Below are 23,897 nucleotides of genomic sequence, written 5' to 3' on the forward strand. Positions count from 1 at the left end.
CGTGAAACTAAAAATTTCACGCTTTTTATTTCGCCTTTTTCACAAACAAAAAGACACCAATAAGATACCGGCGTAAAATGTAATCGACGAAAAAAACAGATACGAGGTATTTATTGATGTCCATTAATGATTCTATCCTAAATTCAGTTGGTTTAACAGACAAAAATATTAAATTTATAATTTCTGAAGATGGTAATTTCAATGAGTTAGTCCCTTACGGGCATTATCATCATTTAGTTTTACTATATAAAGCCAGTCTAGCTACTCCTCCTGAATACTGCCCACAATGCGGTTTTAGTTTAACTGATCATTTATACTTATCGGGTACTGATAGCGCTAAGTATAAATTACCTACCACTAATGGTTATCAACAAATTTTATATTTAACGAAACAACGTTACCAATGTCGTCGTTGCCGGAGTACCTTTGTTGCACAATCACCAGATTTTATGGAAAGGTCATCAATCTCACGACCCTTACTACACCAAATCATTGATTTGGCTAAACGTGATATTTCCGAAAAAAATATTGCCTATATTTTACATTTATCAACAAGTAAAGTGAATCAGTTAATGCATCACGCAGCCAAGGCCTACCAAACAAATTACACTAAAAAATTACCAACGGTTATTTGTGTTGATGAATTTCATTACGCTAAGTATCAATATAGTTTTGAAATGATCGATGGTCGTACTAGTGAACTAATTGAGCTTTTCCCAAATAGAACAAGCACAAATATCCGAAAGTACTTGTCGAATTATGCTTTAACTAATCGACAACGAGTAGAGTACGTTGTCACAGACATGAACGCTAACTATAGTACTCCTCTAAGACAGATGTTTCCCAATGCTCAAATAATTATTGATCGTTTCCACATTATTCAACTGGCAATGAAAGCTGTGCAATCTACAAGAATCACTATCCAACGAGCCATTAACAATAAACACAGTCGTGTTTACAAATTACTGAAATCAAATTGGCAGTTCTTCATTACCAACCTTACCAAACTGGATTTAAACCAAACTCGTTGGTTCAAAGGCATTAATGAATACATGTACCCTCAGGATGCTTTACAACTAGTGTTTGGTTTATCGCATCACTTTAAGCAAGCTTATGAAGTTTATCAAGCAATATTAACATCCCAGCAGAATCATTCCTTTGATGACTTCTCCGCAATTGTAGCTCAGTATAAACCAAACCATTCTGCAATGGATCAGGTTATTTTAAGCTACAAGAAAAACTATAAAGGTATTAAGAATGCCTTTTCAAATCCTGCTTCCAATGGACGTATTGAAGGAACAAATCGTCGTATTAAACAGATTGGCCGGACGGCCTACGGCTATGGTAACCCACATAATTACTTTTTCAGAATTCGTCTACAACTATTTAATCGTCACCAAATTAAAGTAAACTTCATGAACTTATTAACACAAAAAACGACCATGAATCTGACATAATCTGTCAGATTCACAGTCGCTTTTCACAAACCTAATTAATCGATTTTACTGTTTTTCACGCTATTTGACACAGAGCCATAAAAATTCAAATTTAGGCCATAAAAAAACCATGGTGACTATAAATCACCATGGTTACAACCTCATCAATTGTTTCGCCACTGCTTTACTAACATGACTGTACCAGTAATTGTACCCAGCATCAGCATGATTTGAGCAAATAACGATTTGTCTGCCATAATCGTCACACTAACAACAAGCGCTAATACGATGACTATGAAATAAATACAGGCATCTTCAATTTGTTCGGTCAACATATACTATATTTTCTCCCTTACTTGAACCAAGAATCAACCTGTGATTGGTTATTCTTAATCCAAGTGTTTGCAGCCTTCTTGGCTGACTTACCATTTTCGATATCAAGCATAACTTCACCCATGTCTTCCTTGGTCCACTTAAAGTTCTTTAGAACCTTGTATGCATCAGGCTTGTCCTGCTTCAAATCTTTACGAGTCATTGTCTTTAATGATTCGGTACTACCGAATGATTGCTTTGAATCCTTCAAGTACTTCAAATCATACTTTTGGAACATCCAGTGTGGTTCCCAACCAGTAACAACAATATCTTGCTTTGCTTTAATTGCTTTACCTAAGGCAACAGTCATTGCACCAGATGATGAAGGCGTAACTTGCCAACCTTGATCACCGATGCCGTAATCCTTAAGTGCTTTTTCAGCACCCTTAGTAACACCAGCTCCTGGCTCAATAGCTGTAATCTTCTTACCGGCTTGATCTTGCAAATCAGCAATTGAATCAACATCCATATACTTTGGTACAACTAATCCAGTTTTTGCACCCTTCAAGTTAGTACCAACTATATCAATGTCATTCTTATATTTCTTATATTGCGCACCGTGAGTTGTTGGTAACCAAGCAGATACAGAGGCATCAGCTTGACCATTAGCAACTGATTGCCACATGATCGAATTATCAAGTGGTGTCAAATCAACTTCATAACCATGTTGACGCATTGCTTGGGCCAAGACATTGCTTGATGCAACCTCTGAATCCCATTGCACATAAACCAACTTGACTGATTCCTTCTGTGAATTACCAGAAGTTAATGATGTAACCACACCACCACCAATCATAGCGACCACTACGGCAAGGGCAGTCCAACCCTTCCAGTGATGCTTGGCTGGTTCCGCTGCGGCCTTATCTGCAGGTGTACGGTTAAGTTTTTGTGTAAAGCGATCAATAATAATTGCCAAAACAACTAATGAGAACCCATTAACAAATCCTTTACCAATATCAGCGTTTTGTACGGCTGATAGAACACCACGTCCTAGTCCTGGTGCACCGATCATTGACGCGATAACAACCATTGAAAGTGCTAGCATCAACGTTTGGTTAATTCCAGAGAAGATAGTTCCTTGTGCAAGTGGTAACTCGACCTTAAATAACTTTTGCTTTCCAGTTGATCCAAATGAATCAGCTGCTTCAACTAAGTCATTAGGTACTTGACGGATACCCAAGTTTGACATACGAACTGTTGGTGGCAATGCGAAGATAACTGACGCAAATACACCAGGAACAACTCCGATACCAAAGAATGCAACCGCCGGAATCAAATAAACAAAGGCGGGCATTGTTTGCATAAAGTCTAAGATTGGCTGAATGATTTTATTAACCGTTTCATTCTTAGCCATCCAAATTCCAAGTGGGACACCAATAATAACTGATATCAAACTAGAAATAATAACCAAGGTAAACGTACTCATCAAGTCTGACCAGAGACCTTGATTTTCAACAATCAACAAACCGATGAATGTAAAGAATGGCACTCCCCACTTCTTACCAAACATCAAGATTGAAAAGATTGTCACACCAATAATGAATAGCCAAACTGGAATTGCTGATAGCGCACCAGTCATTGTATCCATCACAACATTTCCACCGCTTTGAATAGCATCGAACAGACCACTCAGATGATCCGTTAGCCAATCAATTCCTGAGTCAACCCAAGGACCTAAAGGCAACTTAGGAAATAAATCTGCTAGAACAAACATTTTATACTTCCTCCTTTGCGTCTACTTGCTTTGACTCGGATTCAGCATGTTTCTTTTCGATCTCAGCTTCAACAGCTTCAGCTTCATCTGATTGCCCATTTGCAGCCAAGGCTTCAAGCACACGACCACGAATTAAGATACCACGTAAACGACCATTCTCAACAACAGCCAATGGCGTTGGTGAGTCATAAATCAGTGGCATAATATCCATGACTAACATATCTGGCTCAACAGTTGGAATCTGCTTAGCAACATCTGCTAACTTTAATCCTTCTGTACGTGCCCGGATAGCATCCTCACTGGTAATGTAACCCTGGAATTGACGGCGACGATCAACAGCAATCAATCCTGAAACCTCTTCAGTACGCATCTTCTTCAATGCAACGTTAGGTCCATCAACTTCAATATTAGTGAAGAATGGATTGATCATGATGTTTTCAGCCGTCAAAACCTTTGAACGATCAACATCTTCAACGAAGGCACGAACATAATCGTTAGCAGGTTGCGTAACGATTTCTTCTCCAGTACCTACTTGAACAACTTCCCCGTCCTTCATAATAGCGATACGATCACCAATACGAAGAGCCTCATTCAAGTCGTGGGAAATAAAGATAATCGTCTTTTGGTATTGCTCTTGCAAATCTAATAACTCATCTTGCATATCACGACGAATCAATGGATCTAAGGCTGAGAAGGCCTCATCCATTAGTAGTATTTCCGGATCGTTGGCCAATGCACGCGCTAACCCAACACGCTGTTGCATACCTCCAGATAACTGACTTGGATATTGATCCTTAAACGCTAACAAATCGGCATTATCTAATGCCTTTTCAGCTTTTTCACGTCTTTCAGACTTAGGTACACCCTTTACTTCAAGACCATATTCGGTATTTTGTAAAATAGTGCGGTGTGGAAATAATCCAAAACTTTGGAAAACCATGCTCATTTTTTTCCGTCGAACATCAAGCAATTTTTCCTTATTGAGTCCCGAAACATCTTCGTCGTCAATATAAATATGACCTGATGTTGGTTCAATTAACCGATTCAATAGTCGAATCAACGTTGATTTACCTGAACCAGAAAGTCCCATGATAACAAAGATTTCACCCTCTTCGACAGATAAGTTAGCGTCATATACACCAACAGTTGATCCTGTCTTCTTTAAGATTTCAGTCTTTGATTCATGTTGTTCAACCAACTGTAGTGCTGGCTTAACACGCTTTCCGAAAACCTTAGTCAGGTGTTCAATTTTTACCTTTGACATATATTTTCTCCTCCTACTTGTTCGAAAGACATACTGCTCTCGCTAAGTGACAATTCTATTTTAAACATAAGGTTGTCACTTTGGTCAAATTATACCATCTATACCAATGTTATGCAAATGTTAAGGTTATTGTGCTATTATTTAATTAAACAACCGTACCAATTATTTTTTTAATTGCTAAAAGCGGACGTTTAGCGCATTATATGGTATTCTGTAAGTATATGACTAATTTTAGGAGGATTTTATGCCAACCATTAAGCAACCTCGCTATCGAAGAATCGCTTTACGAATTGCTGAACAGATTAGTAATGGTCAACTACAAGTCGGTAAAAAAATTCATGCGCGATCAACACTCGCAACTAATTATGGCGTATCTTCAGAAACTGCTCGTCGGTCAATTAGTATTTTAGAAGATTTAGGTATTGTCGAAACCCATCATGGCAGTGGTGCTATCATCATTTCTCGCGAAAAAGCACAAGAATTTATTAATTCAGAAAGCGATGCACAAAACCTACAAAACTTACAGACTGATTTGGTTAAGCAAATTGCGAATCAAGAGGCAGGATTAGAAACCCTAACACAATCACTAAATGCCTTTATTGAACAAACCCAATATTATAAAGAGCACAATCCATTTAGGCCTTATGAATTAAAGTTAAACAATGATTCGCCAATGTTTGATAAAACTGTTAGTGAATTAAACTTTTGGCATCAAACTGGTACAACTCTAGTTGGTATTCTCCATGAAAACCGCTTGACACTATCACCTGGTCCATACGCCAAAATAGAAAAAGATGACACACTTTACTTTGTTGGTAACGAATTAAGCGTACAAAATGTCTATAATCTTTTTTATGAATGAGTGTTCAGTTAAAAATATACAAAAAAGAATTGCTGATTCAAATTCCTAACTAGTAGAAATTTGTTATTCAGCAATTCTTTTTTATTATCCTTCAAAGGCTGTTGTTAATGGTGGCACAACCTGCTTCTTACGTGAAACAACACCTGGTAATGATGCACGACCGTCGGTTAATGTTACCCCAAATGCAGCTGCTACCTTGTCTTGGTTTTCACCCAAAACAAGAATGTCTGAGTCTGAATCCAAGATATTAGTAACAACGAATACAAATGTGCTATAACCATCTTCTGCTAATTCAGTTTCAATTGCAGCTGCGATTTCATCGCGGCGAGCAAACACATCATTAACATCCACTGTGTTAACTTGACCAATACGTACAGTTTGTCCAGCTAGCTCAAATGACTTAGCATCCCCATCAATTAAGTCCTTTGCTGACTTAGTTGATAGATCCGTTCCGGCCTTCAACATTTCCAAACCATAAGCCTCATAATCGTCCAAACCAGCAATCTTGGCTAGTCCTTCTAATGCTGGCTTATCGGCAGATGTTGTCGTTGGGCTCTTTAGCAAAAGCGTGTCAGAAATAATTGCTGAAAGCATTAAACCAGCAATCTTGGCTGGAATTTCAATACCAGCGTCTTTGTATTCATAATAAAGCAAAGTGGCAACTGAACCTAATGGCTTATTAATGAACCATAATGGGGCAGCTGAAGTGAAATTGATCTTGTGGTGATCATATACACCAGCTACGGTAACATCAGCTAAATTAGCAACTGATTGGCTTGCCTCATTGTGGTCAACCAAAACGACTTCTTCTGTGTCGGCTTGCTCAATAACACGAGGTGCTTCTAATTTAAAATAGTTTAATGCATATTCAGTCTCTGCATTGGGTGTTCCCAAAGCAGCAGCTTCTGTATCAACTTGATAAGCTTTATTTAAAAAGTAAGCTGCAGAAACAGCAGATGCAATTGTGTCTGTATCAGGATTTTGGTGTCCAAAAACCAACGTCTTAGTCATCAGATAATTCTCCAATTCATTATTTCTTTATCATTATTATTAATAATACACCATTTTTAATGATGAAACATCCAGAAAACTTTAATTTTCTACTTTTGTTTCATCATATAAACGGATACTTACGGGTTGTCCATCAGTTGCAACATCAATAATAAAACTACCATTACTGTATCGTTGACTCAAACCGTGATCCTTAGGTGACACGTCAAACTGTTTGCCACGGCTCGTAAAAATCGATAATGGTGCTGGTGCCTGCTGATCAACAATGATAGTTGCCACGATTTCATGGGAATCCTTCTTTAACTCCCTCATGATAGCAACCCCTTTGCGAGCACGACTCGTCACGGGTATTTCATCAACTGACATCCATTTAAAGGCACCCCGGTGCGTAATGATAGCCAATGCTTGCTTTGCCGTTACCGTTGCCATACCAACGATGATATCATCAGCAGCTAGGTTCATTGCCTTTACACCTGCCGTACGATTACCAGACGTTGGTACTTCATTGACATCATAACGCAAGCCAACTGCATGTCTTGTTGTTAGGACGACAGTACGATTACTTGTTGCTCCTACAGGTAGATACTCCAGACCAACTATGACTGCATCATCAGCCTTCAACTTCATATAGACGGTACTTCGCTTTTTGTACGTACTTCGAGGCGTTAAATCTTCAAAACTAAATTGTTTAATATAACCATCGTTTGTCGCACTTAGCCAAGTACCTTCTAATGAATTAATATCGTCCACAACCTCAACACGGATAATCTCCTCATCAGCAACAAAACCACTTATTGATTGTGATAAATGTTCACCAGGTTCTTTCCACTTGAATTCAGGTAACTCGTGAATAGGGCGATAAATAACATGTCCCTTGTTAGTAAAGATAAACATATGTTGTAGCGTATTGACACGATCGACAAATAACGTCTGATCATCATCACGCAGCCCGTTTTCATCTCCTGACGCTTTATACGAACGCAATGATGAGCGCTTAACATATCCCATTTTCGATACAAGCACGGCAACATCTTCGTCAGCAACGGTCACAGTCGAATCATACTTCAATTCTTGAACATCTGTTTCAATAGCTGTTAGTCGCGGTGTACTATAATTCTTTTTAATGGTCTTTAGTTCTTGACGCAATTCTTGGCGTAATACTTTAGGTTCTGACAAAATAGCATTAAAGTGCATGATTTGGTTAGATAATTCTTCAAATTCTGCTTGTAATTGTGTCACATCAGTATTCGTTAATCGATACAATTGCAAAGTAACGATTGCTTCCGCCTGCTCGAGAGAAAAATCATATTGATCAACTAAATTCTGCTTAGCACTTTTACGATTTTCCGAACTACGAATCGTTGCAATCACTTCATCAAGGATTGACAGTGCTTTGATTAAACCAGTAACAATATGTTGACGTTCCTTCGCTTTACGTAAATCATACTCTGTTCGCTTAGTAATAATTTCAACTTGATGGTCTAAAAATGCCTGTAAAGCGGTTTTTAGTCCCACTCGTTCTGGACGTAGATCATGAATCGCTACCATATTAAAATTATAAGTAACTTGCAAATCAGTTTTCTTTAACAAATAAGCTAAAATACCTTGGGCATTTGCATCTTTACTTAATTCAATAGCAATTGATAACCCATCACGATCAGATTCATCACGAACTTCAACGATTCCTGATACATCTTTATTTAAGCGCAACTCATCAATCTTTTTAACTAAGTTTGCTTTGTTGACTTCATACGGAATCTCGCTAACTTGAATTTGTGATTTACCACCCTTTAAACTAACGATTTCAGTTTTTGAGCGGACAACAATGCGACCACGACCATTTTTATAGGCGGATTTAATTCCATCCACACCTTCTATAATCCCCCCAGTGGGGAAATCAGGTCCCTGAACAAAGCCCATCAAATCTTCTAAACTCGCTTTTGGATGTGCCAATAGATAAATCAATGCATCAATTACTTCACCTAGGTTATGAGGTGGGATATCTGTTGCATAGCCGGCAGAAATGCCAGTTGCTCCGTTTACTAACAGGTTAGGAAAATGTGCTGGTAAGACTGTTGGTTCATATTCAGTATCGTCAAAGTTCAATACCATATCAACAGTATCTTTTTCCAAATCACGTAACATTTCACCAGCTAATTTCGACAAACGTGCCTCTGTATAACGCATAGCTGCTGGTGGATCATTATCGATTGATCCATTGTTTCCATGCATTTCAACGAGAGGTGCCCGTAATTTCCAGTCCTGAGACATGCGTACGAGTGCTTCATAAATTGAAGAGTCACCGTGTGGATGGAAGTTACCCATAACATTTCCAACTGATTTTGCAGATTTACGGAATTGTTTATCAAAAGTATTACCATCCTTATTCATGGCGTACAAAATACGGCGTTGTACGGGCTTCAACCCATCACGAATATCTGGTAATGCACGCTCTTGAATGATGTACTTCGAATAACGCCCAAAGCGGTCACCCATAACCGCCTCAAGACTTAATTCTTGAATATTGCCAATTTCTACCATTCAATCTTACTCCTTTTTATCTTGCCAACTTTCAATAATTGGCGTGACAAATTCTTTACTTTGTGAACTGAGCTCTTCATTTTGAACCGCCTCCTCAAGGAGGGTATCACCCTCTTCGACTAAGTTAAAGGCAACATTACTTTCAATCCATTTACGACGAGGTTCAACCTTGTCACCCATCAACGTGGTAACCCGTTTTTCAGCTAGCATTGCATCGTCAACTTTAACCCGAATCAAGGTACGCTGTGTTGGGTCCATTGTTGTCGCCCAAAGTTGCTCAGCATTCATCTCACCAAGCCCCTTAAAGCGTTGTAATGTGTATCCTCGACCAATTTCTTCTTCAGCTTCAACTAGTTGATCATCGGTCCAGGCATACTCAATTTGTTGTTGTTTGCCCTTACCTTTACGTAACATGTACAACGGTGGCAAAGCAATATAAACTTTACCCTCATCAATTAATGGACGCATATACTTATAAAAGAAAGTCAGTAACAGCGTTTGAATATGGGCCCCATCATCGTCCGCATCGGTCATAATAATAATTTTATCGTAATTTGCATCGGCTACTTTAAACTCAGGTCCAACACCAGCACCAATGGTATAAATAATTGTCGATATCTCTTCATTCTTCATAATATCGGGCAATTTGGCCTTTTCAGTATTCAACACTTTACCACGTAAAGGTAAGATTGCTTGGAATTTACGATTACGACCTTGTTTAGCAGAACCACCAGCGGAATCACCCTCCACCAAGAAAAGTTCATTTTTATTAGCATTTTTCGATTGGGCAGGCGTTAATTTTCCAGATAATAGGCGTTCACTTTTACCTTTCTTTTTACCAGAACGAGCCTCATCCCGGGCCTTTCTGGCTGCCTCACGCGCTTCCCTAGCACGAAGAGACTTGCGAATTAAGTTCTGAGAAAATTCACCATTTTCCATTAAATAGAAACCAAGTTGCTCAGTGATAATGTTATCAACAATTGTCCTGGCCTCAGGTGTTCCTAGTTTCTCCTTTGTTTGACCTTCAAACTGAAGAATATTTTCTGGAATTCGCAATGAAATAACCGCTGACAATCCTTCGCGAACATCCGAGCCCTCAAGATTCTTGTCCTTATCTTTTAGCAGGTTTACGCGTCGAGCATAGTCATTAAATGCTTTAGTCCAGGCTGCTCTCAAACCCGCTTCGTGGGTACCACCATCTGGCGTTCGCACATTGTTAACGAAAGACATCATCGTTTCCGAAAAACCGTCATTATATTGTGCGGATACTTCGACTTCAACTCCTTGCGCAGTGCCATCAAAATACATGATGTCACCTAAAGTATCCTTATCTTCGTTCAAATAAGTGACAAAAGCCTTAATCCCTTCCGGAAAATGATACGTTTCGGTTTGTTCTTGCCCTGACCGTTCATCAGTTAAGGTGATTTTGACATCACTAAGCAGAAATGCCGACTCACGTAATCTTTCGGCCAACGTATTAAAATTATAAATCGTTGTTGAAAAAACTTGAGGATCTGGTTTAAAAGTAATCGTCGTCCCAGAAGCTTCCTTTGTTTTACCAATCTTCTTTAATGTGCCATCAGGATGACCACCGTTTATAAAATGCTCCTGATACTTCACACCATCTCGTACAATCGTAACAACTAAGTCACTAGATAGTGCATTAACAACCGAAGAGCCAACACCATGTAGGCCTCCTGACGTCTTATAACCACCCTGGCCAAATTTTCCACCAGCATGCAAAACTGTCAAAATAACCTCTGGTGTTGGTTTACCAGATGAATGCATGCCCACGGGCATACCACGACCATGATCTACCACTGTAATGGCGTTATTTTCATGAATGGTTACATTGATTTCATCACCGTAACCGGCCAATGCCTCATCAACAGCATTATCAAAAATCTCATACACTAAATGATGGAGACCTTTTCCATCTGTTGATCCAATATACATCCCCGGTCGTTTACGAACTGCCTCGAGTCCTTCTAAAACTGTAATGGAATCATCCGAATAATCATTTTTCTTTGCCATGGACGTTTCCCTTTCATATAATTTAACTTGCAATTTAATACGTTTCAGATTTCATAATAGCTCAAAACTAACCTCTGACGCAATACTATTAAAAAAATTTAAAGTCTCAACCTTTAGAAACATGCTAGAATAGATATCGTTCTGTAATTCAATAGAACCATGCAATTATTAAAATACATTTAAGGAGATATCGTTGTGACGATTTTTCATTTTATTATTAGTTTTATTTTGGCTTACTTATTTGGGTCTATTCCAACAGGATATTGGATTGGAAAGATCTTTTATAAGAAGAATATATTAGAATTAGGTTCGGGAAATATTGGTACCACTAATACCTTTAGAACATTAGGTCCAATACCCGGCACAATCGTCTTAATTATCGACTTATGCAAGGGAATACTAGGTGCTTTGATGGCCAGTATCTGGGGGCCAACACCCCAATGGGCTTTCATGGTTATCGGTTTAGGTGCTATCTTAGGTCATACATTTTCTATGTGGATTGGCTTTAAAGGTGGTAAAGCAGTTGCCACCTCTGTTGGTGTCTTGTTACTATATAGTCCTTCTATGTTCCTAGCTGCCGTCATTGCCTTTATTTCATCCATTTTGCTTACTAGTATGGTCTCAATTGGTTCAATGCTTGGCTTTACTATCGTTACCTTACTATCAGCATTTTGGTTGCATGATTGGTTATTAACAACGATTGCCCTCATACTAACCATATTCGTCTTTTACCGACACCGTGGTAATATTAAGCGAATTTTTAATGGTACTGAATCAAAGGTCCCATTTGGACTGGGCTATTGGTTATCAAAAAAATAATAAATAAAACTCTCTCAGAATGTTAGTGGCGATAACTTTTCCAGTTTATCTACATCTAACTTACTCTGAGAGAGTTTTTTTATTTATTATCTTTTTAATTTTAAAAGAAGGATAGTGAGTATGAACCAGTAAATGTTTGTGCTGGCGCTAAATTATTAATTGCATACTTATGATTGATAATGCCATCAGCATCGACAGTATCAGCGATTCCCCACCAAGGCTCTAAGCAGACAAAGGGCGCATCTTTACCATAAGGTGTCCAAATACCCAAATACTTTGCATCCTGTACGTGCATGGTGATTCCGTGAGACTCATGTAGCTTAGCCAAGACAACTGATACAGGGTTGCTATCTAGTCGTAAGATAATAGCATCATTTTTATAATCATCATAACGTAAACGTAAAGGAATGTCCGAATTAAACGTCGTGTCTAAATTATTATCTAGATATGGTCCGACTAACTTTGAGCGTGAATATTTACGAGTTGGATCGACATTGACATAATAGTCGGTAAATTTCTCCCCTTCTTCAAGTGGGACACGGAAACCCGGGTGACCACCAACAGAGAAATAAATGTCATGCGTATCAGTATTGGTAACAACGTAAGTGATTCCCAACATATCTTGATCAGTCAATCGATAAATAATATCAAACTGAAAATGGAATGGATAGATTGATTGTGTTTCTTCTGAATCTACTAAGCGAAGCCTAGCCATTGTACTAGTTTTCTCTACCAAATCAAATTCATTATCACGGGCAAAACCATGTTGTGTCATAAAATAGGTCTTATCACGGTATTTATAGCGATCCCCTTTTAGACGACCAACAATTGGAAACAAATTAGGCGCATGGCGACCCCAAAAATTTGGGTCTGCCGTCCACATATATTCCAGACCGGTGTCACGTCTCGTAACACTTGTAAGTTCCGCACCCATTTCCGATATCTTAACAATTATATTTTCATTTTCAAGTTTAACTGACATAACCCCTCCAAAATAACTAGATACTACCATAATAATAGCAAATAAAATTGGTCTTTACCAATTTTATTGTATGCTAGTCTGAAGCTCTTGGAAAAAAATTACGATAACTTTTCTGCAAATTTTCCGTTGTTACGTGTGTATAAATTTGGGTCGTGCTTAAACTGCTATGTCCTAACAACTGTTGTACGGTTCTTAAATCAGCCTGATTGTTTAACAGATCGGTCGCAAATGTATGTCTAAACATGTGGGCAGTCACCTCTTGGGTCAAACCTGCTTTTTTACCAATTTGTTTCAAAATATACTCAATCCCTGCCGTAGTGACTGGTGCCCCACGTTGATTCAAGAATAATTTATTAGAAGGTTCATCCTGCTTACTTGCTAATACAGGTCTACCCGCCTCTAAGTAAGTTGCTAAGGCATCAGCCGCATAACGCCCAAATGGTACAATACGTGTCTTGTTACCTTTTCCAGTAATTGTCGCAACACGCGCCTTACTATCAACGTTCTGCAAGGTCATATTGGCGATTTCTGAAACACGAGCCCCTGTGCCGTAAAGCATTTCTAGTAACAATTGATTTCTAAGTCCAAGTGCGGACTTGTCCTTAGCCACCACATCAAACATGCTATTTAATTCCTTCTGATAAAAATAACGTGGTAGATGCTGGCCTGGCTTCTTTAAAATGATACCTACAAAGGGATTGTCGTTCACTAACTCATTATTAACTAAAAATCGGTAAAAACTACGTAAAGAACTAACTTTCCGAGCAATGGTCCGTGACTCATCGCCTTTTTCGTATAGTTCGGATAAAAACACCCGTACATCAAACGATGTAATATCTGCTAAAACAATCTCTTTAGTAGATTGCGTCCGAGATAAAAAGGTCAGAAACTCTGAAATATCCCCTTGATAAGCTTTTTGTGTGTCATCCGAATATTGTCTCTCAATACGGAGATAGTCTAAAAAAAGTTGCTTTTCATTTTCAGCTTCACTTACTGTCATAACTCAACCTTTCCTAAATACACTCATCACTTCGAAGACTTTGATGTTTCTTCCGTATTTTCTTGATTTTTGTTATCGTCATCAGTCTCATCTTTAGGCGTTGTACCATCTGGTAACGTTTTCTCAGTTGGCTTTTCCCATGACACAAAATCACACTCTGGATAACGTGAACAACCATAAAACTTACGACCACGCTTTGTTTTACGTTCAACGATTTGTCCCGTTTTACATTTAGGGCAAAGTAAGCCAATTTCTTCAACAATCGTTTGCGTATTGCGGCAATCTGGGAACCGTGAGCAAGCATAGAACTTACCATATCGGCCTAATTTTTTAAGCATTGGTGCACCACAAATATCACAGTCAAACCCCGCTAATTCGTCTTTTAGGACAATCTTTTCCATTTCTTTTTCAGCTGTCTCTAGCTCTTTTGAAAATGGTGTGAAGAAATCATCAACAACCTTAACCCAATATTTTTGGCCAGCTTCAACATTGTCTAAGTCAGTCTCCACTTTGGCAGTAAATTTGATATTCGTAACATCTGGGAAGAATTCCTGCACCGTATTTTGGACAAGCTCCCCTAATTCGGTTGGTACAAACTTTTTTGTATCCAGTCGAACATACGCACGACGTTGAATGGTCTCAATCGTAGCTGCGTAAGTTGACGGACGACCGACCCCATTTTCTTCTAATGCTCTCACCAAGGTTGCCTCGGTATATCGAGCAGGTGGTTGCGTAAAATGTTGCTCGGGTGACATTGATACCATATCAACAACGTCACCAGTTGCCAAGCTAGGTAGCTTGTTATCTTTATTCTTTGCCGCTGGGTAAGCCTTTGTAAATCCCGCAAACTTTGTTTGTGACCCGTTTGCACGGAAAGTCACCCCATTTTGTTCAATGGTTACTGCCATGGTTGCTAAAATTTCTGGGGTCATTTGACTAGCAACAAAGCGTGACCAAATTAATTGATATAGTTTAAACTGCTCATTCGTTAACTTATCTTTAATAGATGCTGGCGTTCGGAATACTGAGGTTGGTCGAATGGCCTCATGGGCATCTTGTGCCCCTTCCTGTTGTTTACCTTCTTCTGGTTTTACAGCCGCATACTCCGATCCGTATTCATCATTAATAAACGTTGATGCCTCTGTCTTAGCAGTATCAGACAAACGAACCGAATCCGTACGCATATATGTTATCAATCCAACCGTACCGTTTTTACCGCCTAGATTGATACCTTCATATAACTGTTGGGCCGCCATCATCGTTTTACGAGTTTTAAAGTTTAACTGCGTATTCGCTGCTTGTTGCATAGTTGAAGTTGTAAATGGTGGCTGTGGATTACGCTTACGATCCTTCGTCACAACATTAGTCACATTAAATGGCGCTGTGTGATCCATCTTTTTTAAAACGTCTTGAACAGCGTCATTATCAGGCAAGGACGTCTTTTTACCTTCCAGGCCATAAAATGCAGCTTTAAATTTCGTCCGGCTCTTTTTGAACATTGTGTCTAGTGACCAATATTCATCGGGTTCAAACGCTTGTATTTCTTGCTCTCGTTTGATAACAAGTCCCAAAGCAATTGATTGCACACGACCAGCTGACAATCCTTTTTTCACTTTCTTCCATAGAATAGGTGATAACGAATAACCAACTAACCGATCTAAGATACGACGGGCCTGTTGCGCATCAACAAGATCCATGTCAATTTTTCTTGGATGTTTAAAAGCATCCTTCACGGCATCCTTTGTTATTTCATTAAATACGACACGATTATCACTAGAATCCAAATCAAGATCCAAAATATGTGATAAGTGCCAAGCGATTGCCTCTCCTTCTCGATCCGGGTCAGATGCTAAATAAACATGTTTAGCTGCTTTGGCTTCTTTTTTTAATGATTTAATAATATCGCCTTTACCGCGTATATTAATGTACTTTGGTTGATAGTCATTTTCGATATCAACCCCCATCGTTGACTTAGGCAAATCACGAATATGACCAATACTAGCGACAACCTTGTAGTTGCGTCCAAGATACTTTTCAATCGTTTTTGCCTTTGAAGGTGATTCAACAATCACTAAATTCTTTTTTTGCTTCGTTTTTTTCTTCGCTCGAGATTTAGTTTGTGTTTTTGTTGATTTCACCGCACGCGCCTTTTTTTCTTTAACAGCTGTCTGTGAAGCCAATTGCGTGCACCTCTTTTCTTATAGTTTATTTTTTATTATTTTCATTAGCTTAAGTTCCTAACAATATTGTACTATACACTATACAGCAAAGCTTTGCCAAATACCCATTGTATGATACAAGCAACAAATTAGTAAAAATTGGCAAATTCTAAAATGATTTGTTCTACAGACAAAACGGGAATTGCCCCCGCCAAAATCAATTCATTTGTTCCCCTAGAAGTTGGGACATCGACCCGACCAGGCAGCGCCATAACCGTACGATTTTGGTCCAATGCTAGCATCGCTGTAATAAGTGAACCAGACCTTTTTTTAGCCTCAATAACCAAGCAAACTTGAGATAGTCCCGAGATAATACGATTTCTTGCTGGAAAATGTTGTCGTTTTGGTCCTTGCCAAGGTAAATATTCCGATAATAGTAGCCCCTCATGACTAACAATTGACTGAAGTTGTTCACAACGCTTCGGATAAACTTGGTTAAGGCCTGTTCCGATAACCGCGATCGTTTTGCCCTTTGCTTTAAGCGTTTCACGGTGTGTTAATTCATCAATTCCGGCAGCCAGTCCAGAAACAGTTACCAGACCAGCACTCACCAAATCTGGAATCCATGATGACAAGACACTTTGCCCATACTTTGTTGCTTGCCTAAAGCCTACAATAGCTACTGATGGTTGTGAAAGTAATGATAAATCACCTTTGTAAAATAAACAAATGGGCGCATCAATACATTCATAGAGATATATCGGATATTCTTCATCACAAATTGCGATGAATGTTTGCTTCCGTAATCGTTGCCAATCAATTTGCCACTTGGTTTGTTTAAACCAAAAAGTTGCTGCATCTCGCTGCGGTTGACGCATTTTACTAATTATTAAAATTTGTTGCCATGGTAATTTTAATAATTTATTGTCACGCAAATAAATCCAAATACGATACCGTCCTTTGATACTCAGGCCCGGAACCATTAATAACCACAATAAAAAATCACGTTGTGCCATAATATATCTCCTTTCTAAAAAAGGACGATTAGCAACGTGATTTGTTCATCAATTTAAAAATTTTCTAACTGGCGCAAATGTCGTACGATGAATTGGTGTAATTCCCAATGCATTTAATCCTGCTAAGTGTTCTGCTGTCCCATATCCTGCATTATGTTCAAAACCATAACCTGGAAATTGTTGTGCAAAATCTTTCATCAAATTATCTCGATAATTTTTAGCTAAAATAGATGCAGCTCCAATTGAAATGCTTCGATCATCACCTTTGATTAACTTTTCTTGGGGTATTTCTAAATCGACCGTCATCGCATCAATCAATAATTTGTCGACATGGGTCGTCAAGCCTTCCACCGCTTGCCGCATCGCAACTCGGGATGCTTCATAAATATTTAAGCGATCAATCTCTGCTGCATCAACAACACAAAATGCAAAATCAACTACCTTTTCACGTAATTCTGCATCAAGTGATTCACGTGTTTTGGCAGAAAGTTGCTTTGAGTCATGAACGATTGTCATATCAAAAGTTTCATCAATCACAACCGCCGCTGCGACTACTGGGCCAGCTAATGGTCCCCGACCAACTTCATCAATACCAGCAACAATCTGACCTTTTTGCCAGGCATTTTTTTCAAAAGTTAGTCGATTATCAAAAGCCTGTTGTTGTGCTAGTAATTTTTCTTGTTGTTTTTCACATCGACTTAATAACTTTTGAACACCAATCCGGCTATCAGACTGCCACCGTAGCAGATCTGCGGCAGATGGCTGGTTTAATAATAGATTTTTTATTTCGGAAATCGTCTCTAACTTACCCATCGACTACCTCACCGATATGATCATCTGGTAGTTCTACTGTATAACGTCCTAATTTACCACGCCGTAAGTCGAGTAATAACCGCTCAGATGCACGATCATAGTCATCTTTAAAGCCCAACTTTTCAGTGATCAATAGCAAAATATCGACATCAGATTTTTCATCCCAAATTGATTCATTTAGGTGATAACGTGTGGTAATTGCTTCGGGATGATAGTCTCTAAAGAATTTTAATGTCGTCAACGCAATATCATCTAAATTGATTAGCTGATCCTTAATAGCACCAGTCATTGCTAAATGTTGACCTACCCGCTGGTCAGTAAATTTAGGCCATAAAACACCTGGTGTATCAAGTAATTCAAGGTTTGTGGGTGTCTTTAACCATTGTAGTTTTTTGGTAACACCTGGACGATCACCAGTTATCGCCACATTCTTCATTACCAAGTGGTTTAACAGTGTAGACTTACCTACATTTGGTATACCTGCTACCAACGCACGAATTGCTTTATCTTGAACACCCTTTTCTTCCAAATTACGCCACTTATCTGCTAGCACAGAGCGGGCTGCTTTTGTAATCATTTGTGGTGTTTTATTACCTCGTGTATCCAAAGATACGACTGTTAATCCTTGAGATTCAAAATATTCGCGCCAGATGCTAGTACGCTCAGGATCGGCCAAATCTGTTTTCGTCATAATTAACAAACGTGGTTTCTCACCAAGAACTTCATCTAATTCTGGGTTTCGTGATGACAATGGTATACGTGCGTCAACTAACTCAAAAACAATATCAACATGTTTTAGATTCTCACGCATGAGACGGAAAGCTTTGGCCATATGGCCTGGAAACCATTGTATGATTTGAGACATTGTATACTCCTTCACGTTCAATTATTCTTCTGATGCCTGATACATCGACCATGCTTGATCAAATATAGACATACTGTGTAAATAGGTGGCATTTTCTTCCAAATACCTCGAAATCAAATCAAAATTATCTGACTGTTTGGGAAACTGCGTATCATAAAAGGCTGCATTCGCAAAGTTTTCGACTTCATCAGCCGTTGTTGGATTTCGTTGGGTCATTAACCATTGAAAAAAAGGGCGTCTCATTTATCTGAAAATCCTCCTTTAAATACAAACTTATCCTTTTCCGGATTAATTTGAACTGCTTTTACACGAACACCCTGTACCTTTGGTGCCTTTCCTAAATCAATTAACAATGTTTTTTTCTGTGCATCCAATGTTAGCCAATTAGGTAAATCGACCTTTTTTCCAAAGTAATTCATGACATATTTCACAGGTAACGGCAATTGTCCTACAGCAACTGAGTTTGCATGCAGCAATATACCACCATTCTTAGTAACTTCTGGTGTCATCCGCATGCCAAAATCAACGGATTGACCAAAGAGTTTGTACGTACCGTACAACATCATACCCTTCTTTTGCATTTCAAATCGAAATTGATGACTCAAAGATGGATCAGCATTAATATATTTTTCAACAAGAGCATTTAGCTCCTGACGACTCACACTAACTTCAAATGACGCCTGCCCAATTTCTGGCTGCGTGTCCGTCACATGTTGATGATTCTGCGGAATAAAAAGTAGCACTGCACTCAAAATAACTAGTACTAGCAGTGCACCTAATACACCTTTTAAAAAACCTCGTTTTTGTGATTGGCGAACAATCTCGTCTATATTAGACCGTACATTGTCTTGTTTCATATTATTTCTTCAACCAGTCCTGTTTATTTCCTGACATTTTTTTAACCAATAGTGTACTCATTTTATCATAACCTACGTTATTTGGATGGTAGTGATCTTGTGTCGTTATATATCGATTTAGTTCGACATTTTTCTCAGCAGTTAATGTTTTGGTTACTACTTTATTGTTTAATGAACCACGATTAGCATTCTGAGATGATTTCCGTAATTTTTCACGAGATGCTTTCGTCTTATATTGCCCGAAAGTCAATGTTTTAAATGTGGATACATAATAAATGCGATCATCCACAGACGCCAAATTTGCATTGATATCATTATATATCTTGACGTCCTCATTTAAATCTTCTCGATTTGCTAGGTAAACGTATAACGGATTATAGTTACCAAATAAATATATCGGTGCATCTTTATTTTGTTTTTTTAGAAAATCAGTCAGTTCAGTCAGATGTTCGGTATAATCCGGCATAGCCTGTTCAACATGTTTCGTCACTGCAGATTGAGATTTAGAAAAGACTGCCTTAAATAATGTCTGTTGCAAATCATTACCACCAACCGTTAAAACAATAGCATCGGCCTGCTTGATATTTTTTTTGGCTTGAGAATTTGCTTTGATTCGTGCCAAAATTTGGTCAGAACGATCACCAGCTTTTCCATAATTTGACGTGTTAACATCCACATCATACTTTTTGTTAAGTTTCTTTGCAGTCCTCTTAGTATATCCCTGTTGCTTGGTTGTATCCCCAACTCCTTCAGTTAATGAGTCACCAACCGCAACTAAATTAATTTTTTCTTTATTATCTGCATTTACTGTACCTATACCAACAATAAAAAAGGCAAATAAACTGGCTAAAAATAAATACATCTTTCTTTGCATAACAGGTGACTCCTTTCTAGTCAGTGATTAATAATAACCTAACTAACAATTCTACCATATTTTACAACGACACAAAAAGGTTGGAACGTTTATTGTCCCAACCTCTCTTTATACTTAAAATCTATTATCGATCGATTAATTTAATCGGTAGCTAAAGCCAATTGCATCATCACCTGTGTGCGTTGCAACTACTGGTGTCGTCTGTTGCAAAATAATTTCTACTCCTGGGAAAAGCTTTCGTAATTGTTCACCTAATGCTTCTCTTTTGTCAGGAATACCTGCGGTCGAAATACCAATAGCATGGACGCCATTTGGTGCAGCCTGAAGTATTTCTATAATCTTTCGTAAGTACGCTTTGGTCGACTTAACGCCACGCCCTTTTGTCTCAACGTTGATATTCCCCTTAACAACATGAGCACCAATACGAATGTTTAACATACCTGCCAATAGACCAGCTGTCTTTGACAAACGTCCACCAGCAACTAAATTATCAAGCTTTGAAACAAGCACGTATTGTTCAGTTTTTGCTTTTACCGCATTGATTTCAGCTAACACTTCATCACGAGTTGCTCCTGTAGCGGCTTTCTCAGCAGCTGCCAAGACAACCATCCCCAGTGAACGGTCAATCAAATCTGAATCAACGACAGTCACGTCCCCATCGACCATCATGGCAGCTTGTCTGGCTGCATCAACCGAACCAGACAATCCCTTCGTTAAGTGAATTGAAATAACTGATGAACCGTCAGCAACTAGTGGTTCATAAATTTCAGTGAAAACACCTAACGCCGGTTGAGACGTCTGTGGCAAGTTTTTAGATGTCGCCATCTTATCCATAAACTCAACTGGTGAAATAGTAATGCCGTCTTGATAAGTTACATCATCTATTGTAATTGTTAATGGAATAACTTTTATATCGTACTTTTCAATTTCATCTGGCAATAACATCGCTGTCGAATCAGTGACAATTTTTACTTGGGCCATAGTATTTAATTCCCCGTTTTCTTGTAATTCATTATGACTAATTATCTCATTTTTTTAATTGTTTTTCAATTAACTAATATACAAAAACTGTTAATCTGGTCTTTATAACTAAATCAAAATTTCGATAGTTGACCAATTATTTTTATAACGAATCCGGCTCTCGTAGCCATGCCAATGCGAGGGCACCCTTTCCTAGATGCGCACCAATAACTGGCCCAATATAACTAAATTCAATACGGATATCTGGGTATTCCTTTTGTAACTTATCATGCCATGCCTGGCCAGCTTCTTTATCATTCCCTTGAATAACCATTGCCCGTATTGGATAATCAGCCGTTTCTTTGGCTTGTGCAAACAACACTTCAGCCCGTTGCATGGCCTTTTTCATTGAACGCACTTTCTCAAATGGCACAATGTGATTGGTTTCATCGTCAAAAGTTAATAAAGGTTTAATTTTTAACATGGTTCCAATAAATGCAGAGGCATTAGACAAGCGGCCACCTCGAACCAAATTTTGCAAATCATCAACAATAAAGCACTCATCAATTGTTGCTGACAGTTCATCCAACTTCTTAAGTATGTTATCAATTGGTTCACCCTTTTGAACCAATTGGGCAGCCTTCATTACTAAATGGCCCATTAAACGAACTGTTATCTTTGAATCATAACCATAAACTTTAAAATCATCAACCATGTTGTCCAAACCGGCAACCGTATTCACTGTTCCCGAAATAGTGGCTGCTATGTTAATCACAATAGCACCTTCATAACCCTCAAGTTTTAATGATTCAAATAATGATAGCCAATCACCAACAGCTGGTTGTGAAGTTGTTGGAAATTCTGAAGATGCGGCTAATTTTTCATAAAACTCTTCGGTTGTGATATCAATACCTTCATGGTAAGTTACACCATCGATTATAACTGGTATTGAAACAACCTTGATATCATATTTATCAATTTCTTCTTGATCCAGATATGCTGTTGAATCAGTTACGACTGCAAGTTTCATCTTAATTCAATCCTTTCAAAGTCATTGGACACGTAAATTACTATCCTATGTGTTCTTCGTAGTCTTTTTATATGTAATTAACTAGGCTAAGAACTTATTCTTGTATATATAATGGCTTAAGTACTCGTAAAATCATACCACAAATCAGCCAGGTTTTCATTCTGTGTCAGCTATTATCAATTTAAAAAGGCTTAGTCATTGATTTGCTTAGTCGATTCAACAAAATTTGGAGCATACTAATTTCCTCTTCTGACCATAATTGAAAGACATTATCCTGAAAAGATTTATGTTGTTCATTAATCTCATGCAAAGTGTCTGAACCAAGTAAGGTAAGTTTATATATCAACTGCCTGTGGTCTTTGCCAATAGCCTCACTGGCAATCAATTCTTTTTTAATTAACGAATGTAACTGTCGCGACAAGGTTGAATTATCTAAGCCCATATCGATAGATAATTTATCCTGTGTATCAATTGCATCATCTAGATGCTGCAATAATTGCCATTCAGCAATAGTTATCCCACTATCTTTAGTGATTTTTGTTAAAACCGTTTTATATTGTTTTTCAGTATGCCTTAGCGCTTCAAGAATCGTTTTCATTTTAACCTCCACTTAATTGCAAGTTTGCCGATCATTAACTCATGGCAATCTCACAATTTTTGAGCCATGAACATCTTTTACTCCAAGAACAGCCGCTATCTCAATTGCATTCATATAGGATACACCACCACCAGGCATAATAGTTAGACCCTTAGGTGCCATTGCAACAATTTCTTGTAAATGGGGCAATGTCTCCTCGATACCCGCCTGTAAAGCACCACCATGCGTTAACACACGAATAACGCCATATTGATGTAGCCACTGCAAAGCCTGTAACTGACAAGTCGAGTCAATGGCGTCAAAGGCCATGTGACAGACAACTTTCATCGGCTTTGATGCCTCAAGTAACTTCAACATATGGTGACGCGCTAGGCGCCCTTTTTCATCGACAATCCCAAAAGTAACCGTTTGTACACCTAAACTTTTAAAAGTTAGGATAGATCGCCGCATTGTTTCAATTTCATCATAGTTATAATTGAAATTACCAGCTCGGGGGCGAATCATGACAACCAAATCAATATCAGACTTTGCAGCTAATTGAACAGCTTTAACAACAGTATCAGGATCTGGCGTTAAACCACCCACTTCAAGATTGGCATTTAACTCAACTCGATTTACACCGGCATTAATTGCGGCGGCCATTGTTGGTATATCGGCCAATGCAATTTCTTTTTCCATTATGCCCCCTCC

At 38.5% G+C, this 23,897-nt stretch carries 22 protein-coding genes; 3 read left to right on the top strand and 19 right to left on the bottom strand.

The window, feature by feature from the left end; all coding sequences use genetic code 11:
- The first annotated feature begins 116 nt into the window (after nucleotides 1–116).
- Nucleotides 117–1,457, top strand: a complete 1,341-nt coding sequence (locus FOL01_RS06165) for an ISL3 family transposase (protein ID WP_075269828.1) — start codon at nucleotides 117–119, stop codon at nucleotides 1,455–1,457.
- 143 nt (nucleotides 1,458–1,600) lie between these two features.
- Here the strand turns inward: FOL01_RS06165 and FOL01_RS11090 are convergent, their stop codons facing one another.
- The 3 genes from FOL01_RS11090 to FOL01_RS06175 are packed head-to-tail and all read right to left on the bottom strand — an operon-like array spanning nucleotide 1,601 to nucleotide 4,786.
- Nucleotides 1,601–1,771 carry a hypothetical protein gene (locus tag FOL01_RS11090; RefSeq protein WP_156835000.1) on the bottom strand — a complete coding sequence of 57 codons (171 nt, stop codon included), beginning with the start codon at nucleotides 1,769–1,771 and terminating at the stop codon, nucleotides 1,601–1,603.
- Between the two features lie 17 nt (nucleotides 1,772–1,788).
- Complete coding sequence (locus FOL01_RS06170) at nucleotides 1,789–3,522, bottom strand: ABC transporter permease/substrate binding protein (RefSeq protein ID WP_075269829.1); 1,734 nt, start codon at nucleotides 3,520–3,522, stop codon at nucleotides 1,789–1,791.
- 1 nt (nucleotide 3,523) lies between these two features.
- Complete coding sequence (locus FOL01_RS06175; protein WP_075269830.1) at nucleotides 3,524–4,786, bottom strand: quaternary amine ABC transporter ATP-binding protein; 1,263 nt, start codon at nucleotides 4,784–4,786, stop codon at nucleotides 3,524–3,526.
- A gap of 244 nt (nucleotides 4,787–5,030) precedes the next feature.
- Between FOL01_RS06175 and FOL01_RS06180 the strand changes: the two genes are divergently transcribed.
- Entirely contained in the window at nucleotides 5,031–5,648 is a 618-nt protein-coding gene (locus tag FOL01_RS06180; RefSeq protein ID WP_075269831.1) for a GntR family transcriptional regulator, read from the top strand.
- 84 nt (nucleotides 5,649–5,732) lie between these two features.
- Here FOL01_RS06180 and FOL01_RS06185 read toward each other — a convergent pair whose 3' ends face one another.
- From FOL01_RS06185 to parE, 3 genes are all read right to left on the bottom strand, one after another.
- The gene (locus FOL01_RS06185) at nucleotides 5,733–6,659 is read right to left on the bottom strand and encodes a manganese-dependent inorganic pyrophosphatase (protein ID WP_075269832.1); all 927 of its coding nucleotides are present in this window, start codon (nucleotides 6,657–6,659) and stop codon (nucleotides 5,733–5,735) included.
- Nucleotides 6,660–6,740: 81 nt separating this feature from the next.
- Complete coding sequence (parC, locus tag FOL01_RS06190) at nucleotides 6,741–9,200, bottom strand: DNA topoisomerase IV subunit A (RefSeq protein WP_075269833.1); 2,460 nt, start codon at nucleotides 9,198–9,200, stop codon at nucleotides 6,741–6,743.
- Nucleotides 9,201–9,206: 6 nt separating this feature from the next.
- The gene (gene parE / locus FOL01_RS06195) at nucleotides 9,207–11,234 is read right to left on the bottom strand and encodes a DNA topoisomerase IV subunit B (protein ID WP_075269834.1); all 2,028 of its coding nucleotides are present in this window, start codon (nucleotides 11,232–11,234) and stop codon (nucleotides 9,207–9,209) included.
- A 195-nt stretch (nucleotides 11,235–11,429) separates the two neighbouring features.
- Here parE and plsY point away from each other — a divergent pair, with 195 nt between their 5' ends.
- Nucleotides 11,430–12,053, top strand: a complete 624-nt coding sequence (plsY, locus tag FOL01_RS06200; protein ID WP_075269835.1) for a glycerol-3-phosphate 1-O-acyltransferase PlsY — start codon at nucleotides 11,430–11,432, stop codon at nucleotides 12,051–12,053.
- 100 nt (nucleotides 12,054–12,153) lie between these two features.
- Here plsY and FOL01_RS06205 read toward each other — a convergent pair whose 3' ends face one another.
- The 13 genes from FOL01_RS06205 to FOL01_RS06265 all read right to left on the bottom strand — a co-directional run bounded on the left by FOL01_RS06205 (nucleotide 12,154) and on the right by FOL01_RS06265 (nucleotide 23,885).
- Entirely contained in the window at nucleotides 12,154–13,035 is an 882-nt protein-coding gene (locus FOL01_RS06205) for an aldose 1-epimerase family protein (RefSeq protein WP_075269836.1), read from the bottom strand.
- Nucleotides 13,036–13,108: 73 nt separating this feature from the next.
- A complete protein-coding gene (gene xerC / locus FOL01_RS06210) occupies nucleotides 13,109–14,035 on the bottom strand; it encodes a tyrosine recombinase XerC (protein ID WP_075269837.1) in 927 nt (308 codons plus the stop codon).
- Nucleotides 14,036–14,061: 26 nt separating this feature from the next.
- On the bottom strand, nucleotides 14,062–16,215 hold the full coding sequence (gene topA / locus FOL01_RS06215) for a type I DNA topoisomerase (protein ID WP_418385059.1): 2,154 nt from the start codon (nucleotides 16,213–16,215) through the stop codon (nucleotides 14,062–14,064).
- Between the two features lie 128 nt (nucleotides 16,216–16,343).
- Nucleotides 16,344–17,210 (bottom strand): DNA-processing protein DprA, encoded by an 867-nt coding sequence (dprA, locus tag FOL01_RS06220; protein ID WP_075269838.1) that lies wholly within the window; start codon nucleotides 17,208–17,210, stop codon nucleotides 16,344–16,346.
- Between the two features lie 48 nt (nucleotides 17,211–17,258).
- The gene (locus tag FOL01_RS06225) at nucleotides 17,259–18,023 is read right to left on the bottom strand and encodes a ribonuclease HII (RefSeq protein WP_075269839.1); all 765 of its coding nucleotides are present in this window, start codon (nucleotides 18,021–18,023) and stop codon (nucleotides 17,259–17,261) included.
- Complete coding sequence (ylqF, locus tag FOL01_RS06230) at nucleotides 18,016–18,888, bottom strand: ribosome biogenesis GTPase YlqF (protein WP_075269840.1); 873 nt, start codon at nucleotides 18,886–18,888, stop codon at nucleotides 18,016–18,018. Before ylqF ends, FOL01_RS06225 begins: the two co-directional genes overlap by 8 nt.
- 21 nt (nucleotides 18,889–18,909) lie before the next feature.
- Complete coding sequence (locus tag FOL01_RS06235) at nucleotides 18,910–19,131, bottom strand: YozE family protein (protein ID WP_075269841.1); 222 nt, start codon at nucleotides 19,129–19,131, stop codon at nucleotides 18,910–18,912.
- The gene (locus FOL01_RS06240) at nucleotides 19,128–19,745 is read right to left on the bottom strand and encodes a YpmS family protein (protein WP_075269842.1); all 618 of its coding nucleotides are present in this window, start codon (nucleotides 19,743–19,745) and stop codon (nucleotides 19,128–19,130) included. The genes FOL01_RS06235 and FOL01_RS06240 overlap by 4 nt, the downstream gene beginning before the upstream one ends.
- Before the next feature lies 1 nt (nucleotide 19,746).
- The gene (locus FOL01_RS06245) at nucleotides 19,747–20,619 is read right to left on the bottom strand and encodes a GDSL-type esterase/lipase family protein (RefSeq protein WP_075269843.1); all 873 of its coding nucleotides are present in this window, start codon (nucleotides 20,617–20,619) and stop codon (nucleotides 19,747–19,749) included.
- A 135-nt stretch (nucleotides 20,620–20,754) separates the two neighbouring features.
- A complete protein-coding gene (locus FOL01_RS06250) occupies nucleotides 20,755–21,600 on the bottom strand; it encodes a fatty acid kinase binding subunit FakB (protein ID WP_075269844.1) in 846 nt (281 codons plus the stop codon).
- Nucleotides 21,601–21,742: 142 nt separating this feature from the next.
- On the bottom strand, nucleotides 21,743–22,609 hold the full coding sequence (locus FOL01_RS06255) for a fatty acid kinase binding subunit FakB (RefSeq protein WP_075269845.1): 867 nt from the start codon (nucleotides 22,607–22,609) through the stop codon (nucleotides 21,743–21,745).
- Between the two features lie 181 nt (nucleotides 22,610–22,790).
- Nucleotides 22,791–23,207: a MarR family winged helix-turn-helix transcriptional regulator gene (locus tag FOL01_RS06260; protein WP_075269846.1), complete on the bottom strand. Its 417-nt coding sequence runs from the start codon at nucleotides 23,205–23,207 to the stop codon at nucleotides 22,791–22,793.
- Between the two features lie 39 nt (nucleotides 23,208–23,246).
- A complete protein-coding gene (locus FOL01_RS06265) occupies nucleotides 23,247–23,885 on the bottom strand; it encodes a copper homeostasis protein CutC (protein ID WP_075269847.1) in 639 nt (212 codons plus the stop codon).
- Between the last annotated feature and the right edge of the window lie 12 nt (nucleotides 23,886–23,897).

The sequence above is a fragment of the Weissella thailandensis genome, assembly GCF_001932615.1.
Lineage (GTDB): Bacteria > Bacillota > Bacilli > Lactobacillales > Lactobacillaceae > Weissella > Weissella thailandensis.

Bases quoted from the DNA above. Each gene is read 5' to 3' on its own strand.
- FOL01_RS06170 (WP_075269829.1), bottom strand. From the start codon at position 3,522: ATGTTTGTTCTAGCAGATTTATTTCCTAAGTTGCCTTTAGGTCCTTGG.
- xerC (WP_075269837.1), bottom strand. From the start codon at position 14,035: ATGACAGTAAGTGAAGCTGAAAATGAAAAGCAACTTTTTTTAGACTAT.
- FOL01_RS06225 (WP_075269839.1), bottom strand. From the start codon at position 18,023: ATGGGTAAGTTAGAGACGATTTCCGAAATAAAAAATCTATTATTAAAC.
- FOL01_RS06250 (WP_075269844.1), bottom strand. From the start codon at position 21,600: ATGGCCCAAGTAAAAATTGTCACTGATTCGACAGCGATGTTATTGCCA.
- FOL01_RS06265 (WP_075269847.1), bottom strand. From the start codon at position 23,885: ATGGAAAAAGAAATTGCATTGGCCGATATACCAACAATGGCCGCCGCA.
- FOL01_RS06185 (WP_075269832.1), bottom strand. From the start codon at position 6,659: ATGACTAAGACGTTGGTTTTTGGACACCAAAATCCTGATACAGACACA.
- FOL01_RS06245 (WP_075269843.1), bottom strand. From the start codon at position 20,619: ATGCAAAGAAAGATGTATTTATTTTTAGCCAGTTTATTTGCCTTTTTT.
- FOL01_RS06235 (WP_075269841.1), bottom strand. From the start codon at position 19,131: ATGAGACGCCCTTTTTTTCAATGGTTAATGACCCAACGAAATCCAACA.
- FOL01_RS06240 (WP_075269842.1), bottom strand. From the start codon at position 19,745: ATGAAACAAGACAATGTACGGTCTAATATAGACGAGATTGTTCGCCAA.
- FOL01_RS11090 (WP_156835000.1), bottom strand. From the start codon at position 1,771: ATGTTGACCGAACAAATTGAAGATGCCTGTATTTATTTCATAGTCATC.
- FOL01_RS06175 (WP_075269830.1), bottom strand. From the start codon at position 4,786: ATGTCAAAGGTAAAAATTGAACACCTGACTAAGGTTTTCGGAAAGCGT.
- dprA (WP_075269838.1), bottom strand. From the start codon at position 17,210: ATGGCACAACGTGATTTTTTATTGTGGTTATTAATGGTTCCGGGCCTG.
- FOL01_RS06205 (WP_075269836.1), bottom strand. From the start codon at position 13,035: ATGTCAGTTAAACTTGAAAATGAAAATATAATTGTTAAGATATCGGAA.
- FOL01_RS06255 (WP_075269845.1), bottom strand. From the start codon at position 22,609: ATGAAACTTGCAGTCGTAACTGATTCAACAGCATATCTGGATCAAGAA.
- FOL01_RS06260 (WP_075269846.1), bottom strand. From the start codon at position 23,207: ATGAAAACGATTCTTGAAGCGCTAAGGCATACTGAAAAACAATATAAA.
- FOL01_RS06180 (WP_075269831.1), top strand. From the start codon at position 5,031: ATGCCAACCATTAAGCAACCTCGCTATCGAAGAATCGCTTTACGAATT.
- ylqF (WP_075269840.1), bottom strand. From the start codon at position 18,888: ATGTCTCAAATCATACAATGGTTTCCAGGCCATATGGCCAAAGCTTTC.
- parC (WP_075269833.1), bottom strand. From the start codon at position 9,200: ATGGTAGAAATTGGCAATATTCAAGAATTAAGTCTTGAGGCGGTTATG.
- FOL01_RS06165 (WP_075269828.1), top strand. From the start codon at position 117: ATGTCCATTAATGATTCTATCCTAAATTCAGTTGGTTTAACAGACAAA.
- parE (WP_075269834.1), bottom strand. From the start codon at position 11,234: ATGGCAAAGAAAAATGATTATTCGGATGATTCCATTACAGTTTTAGAA.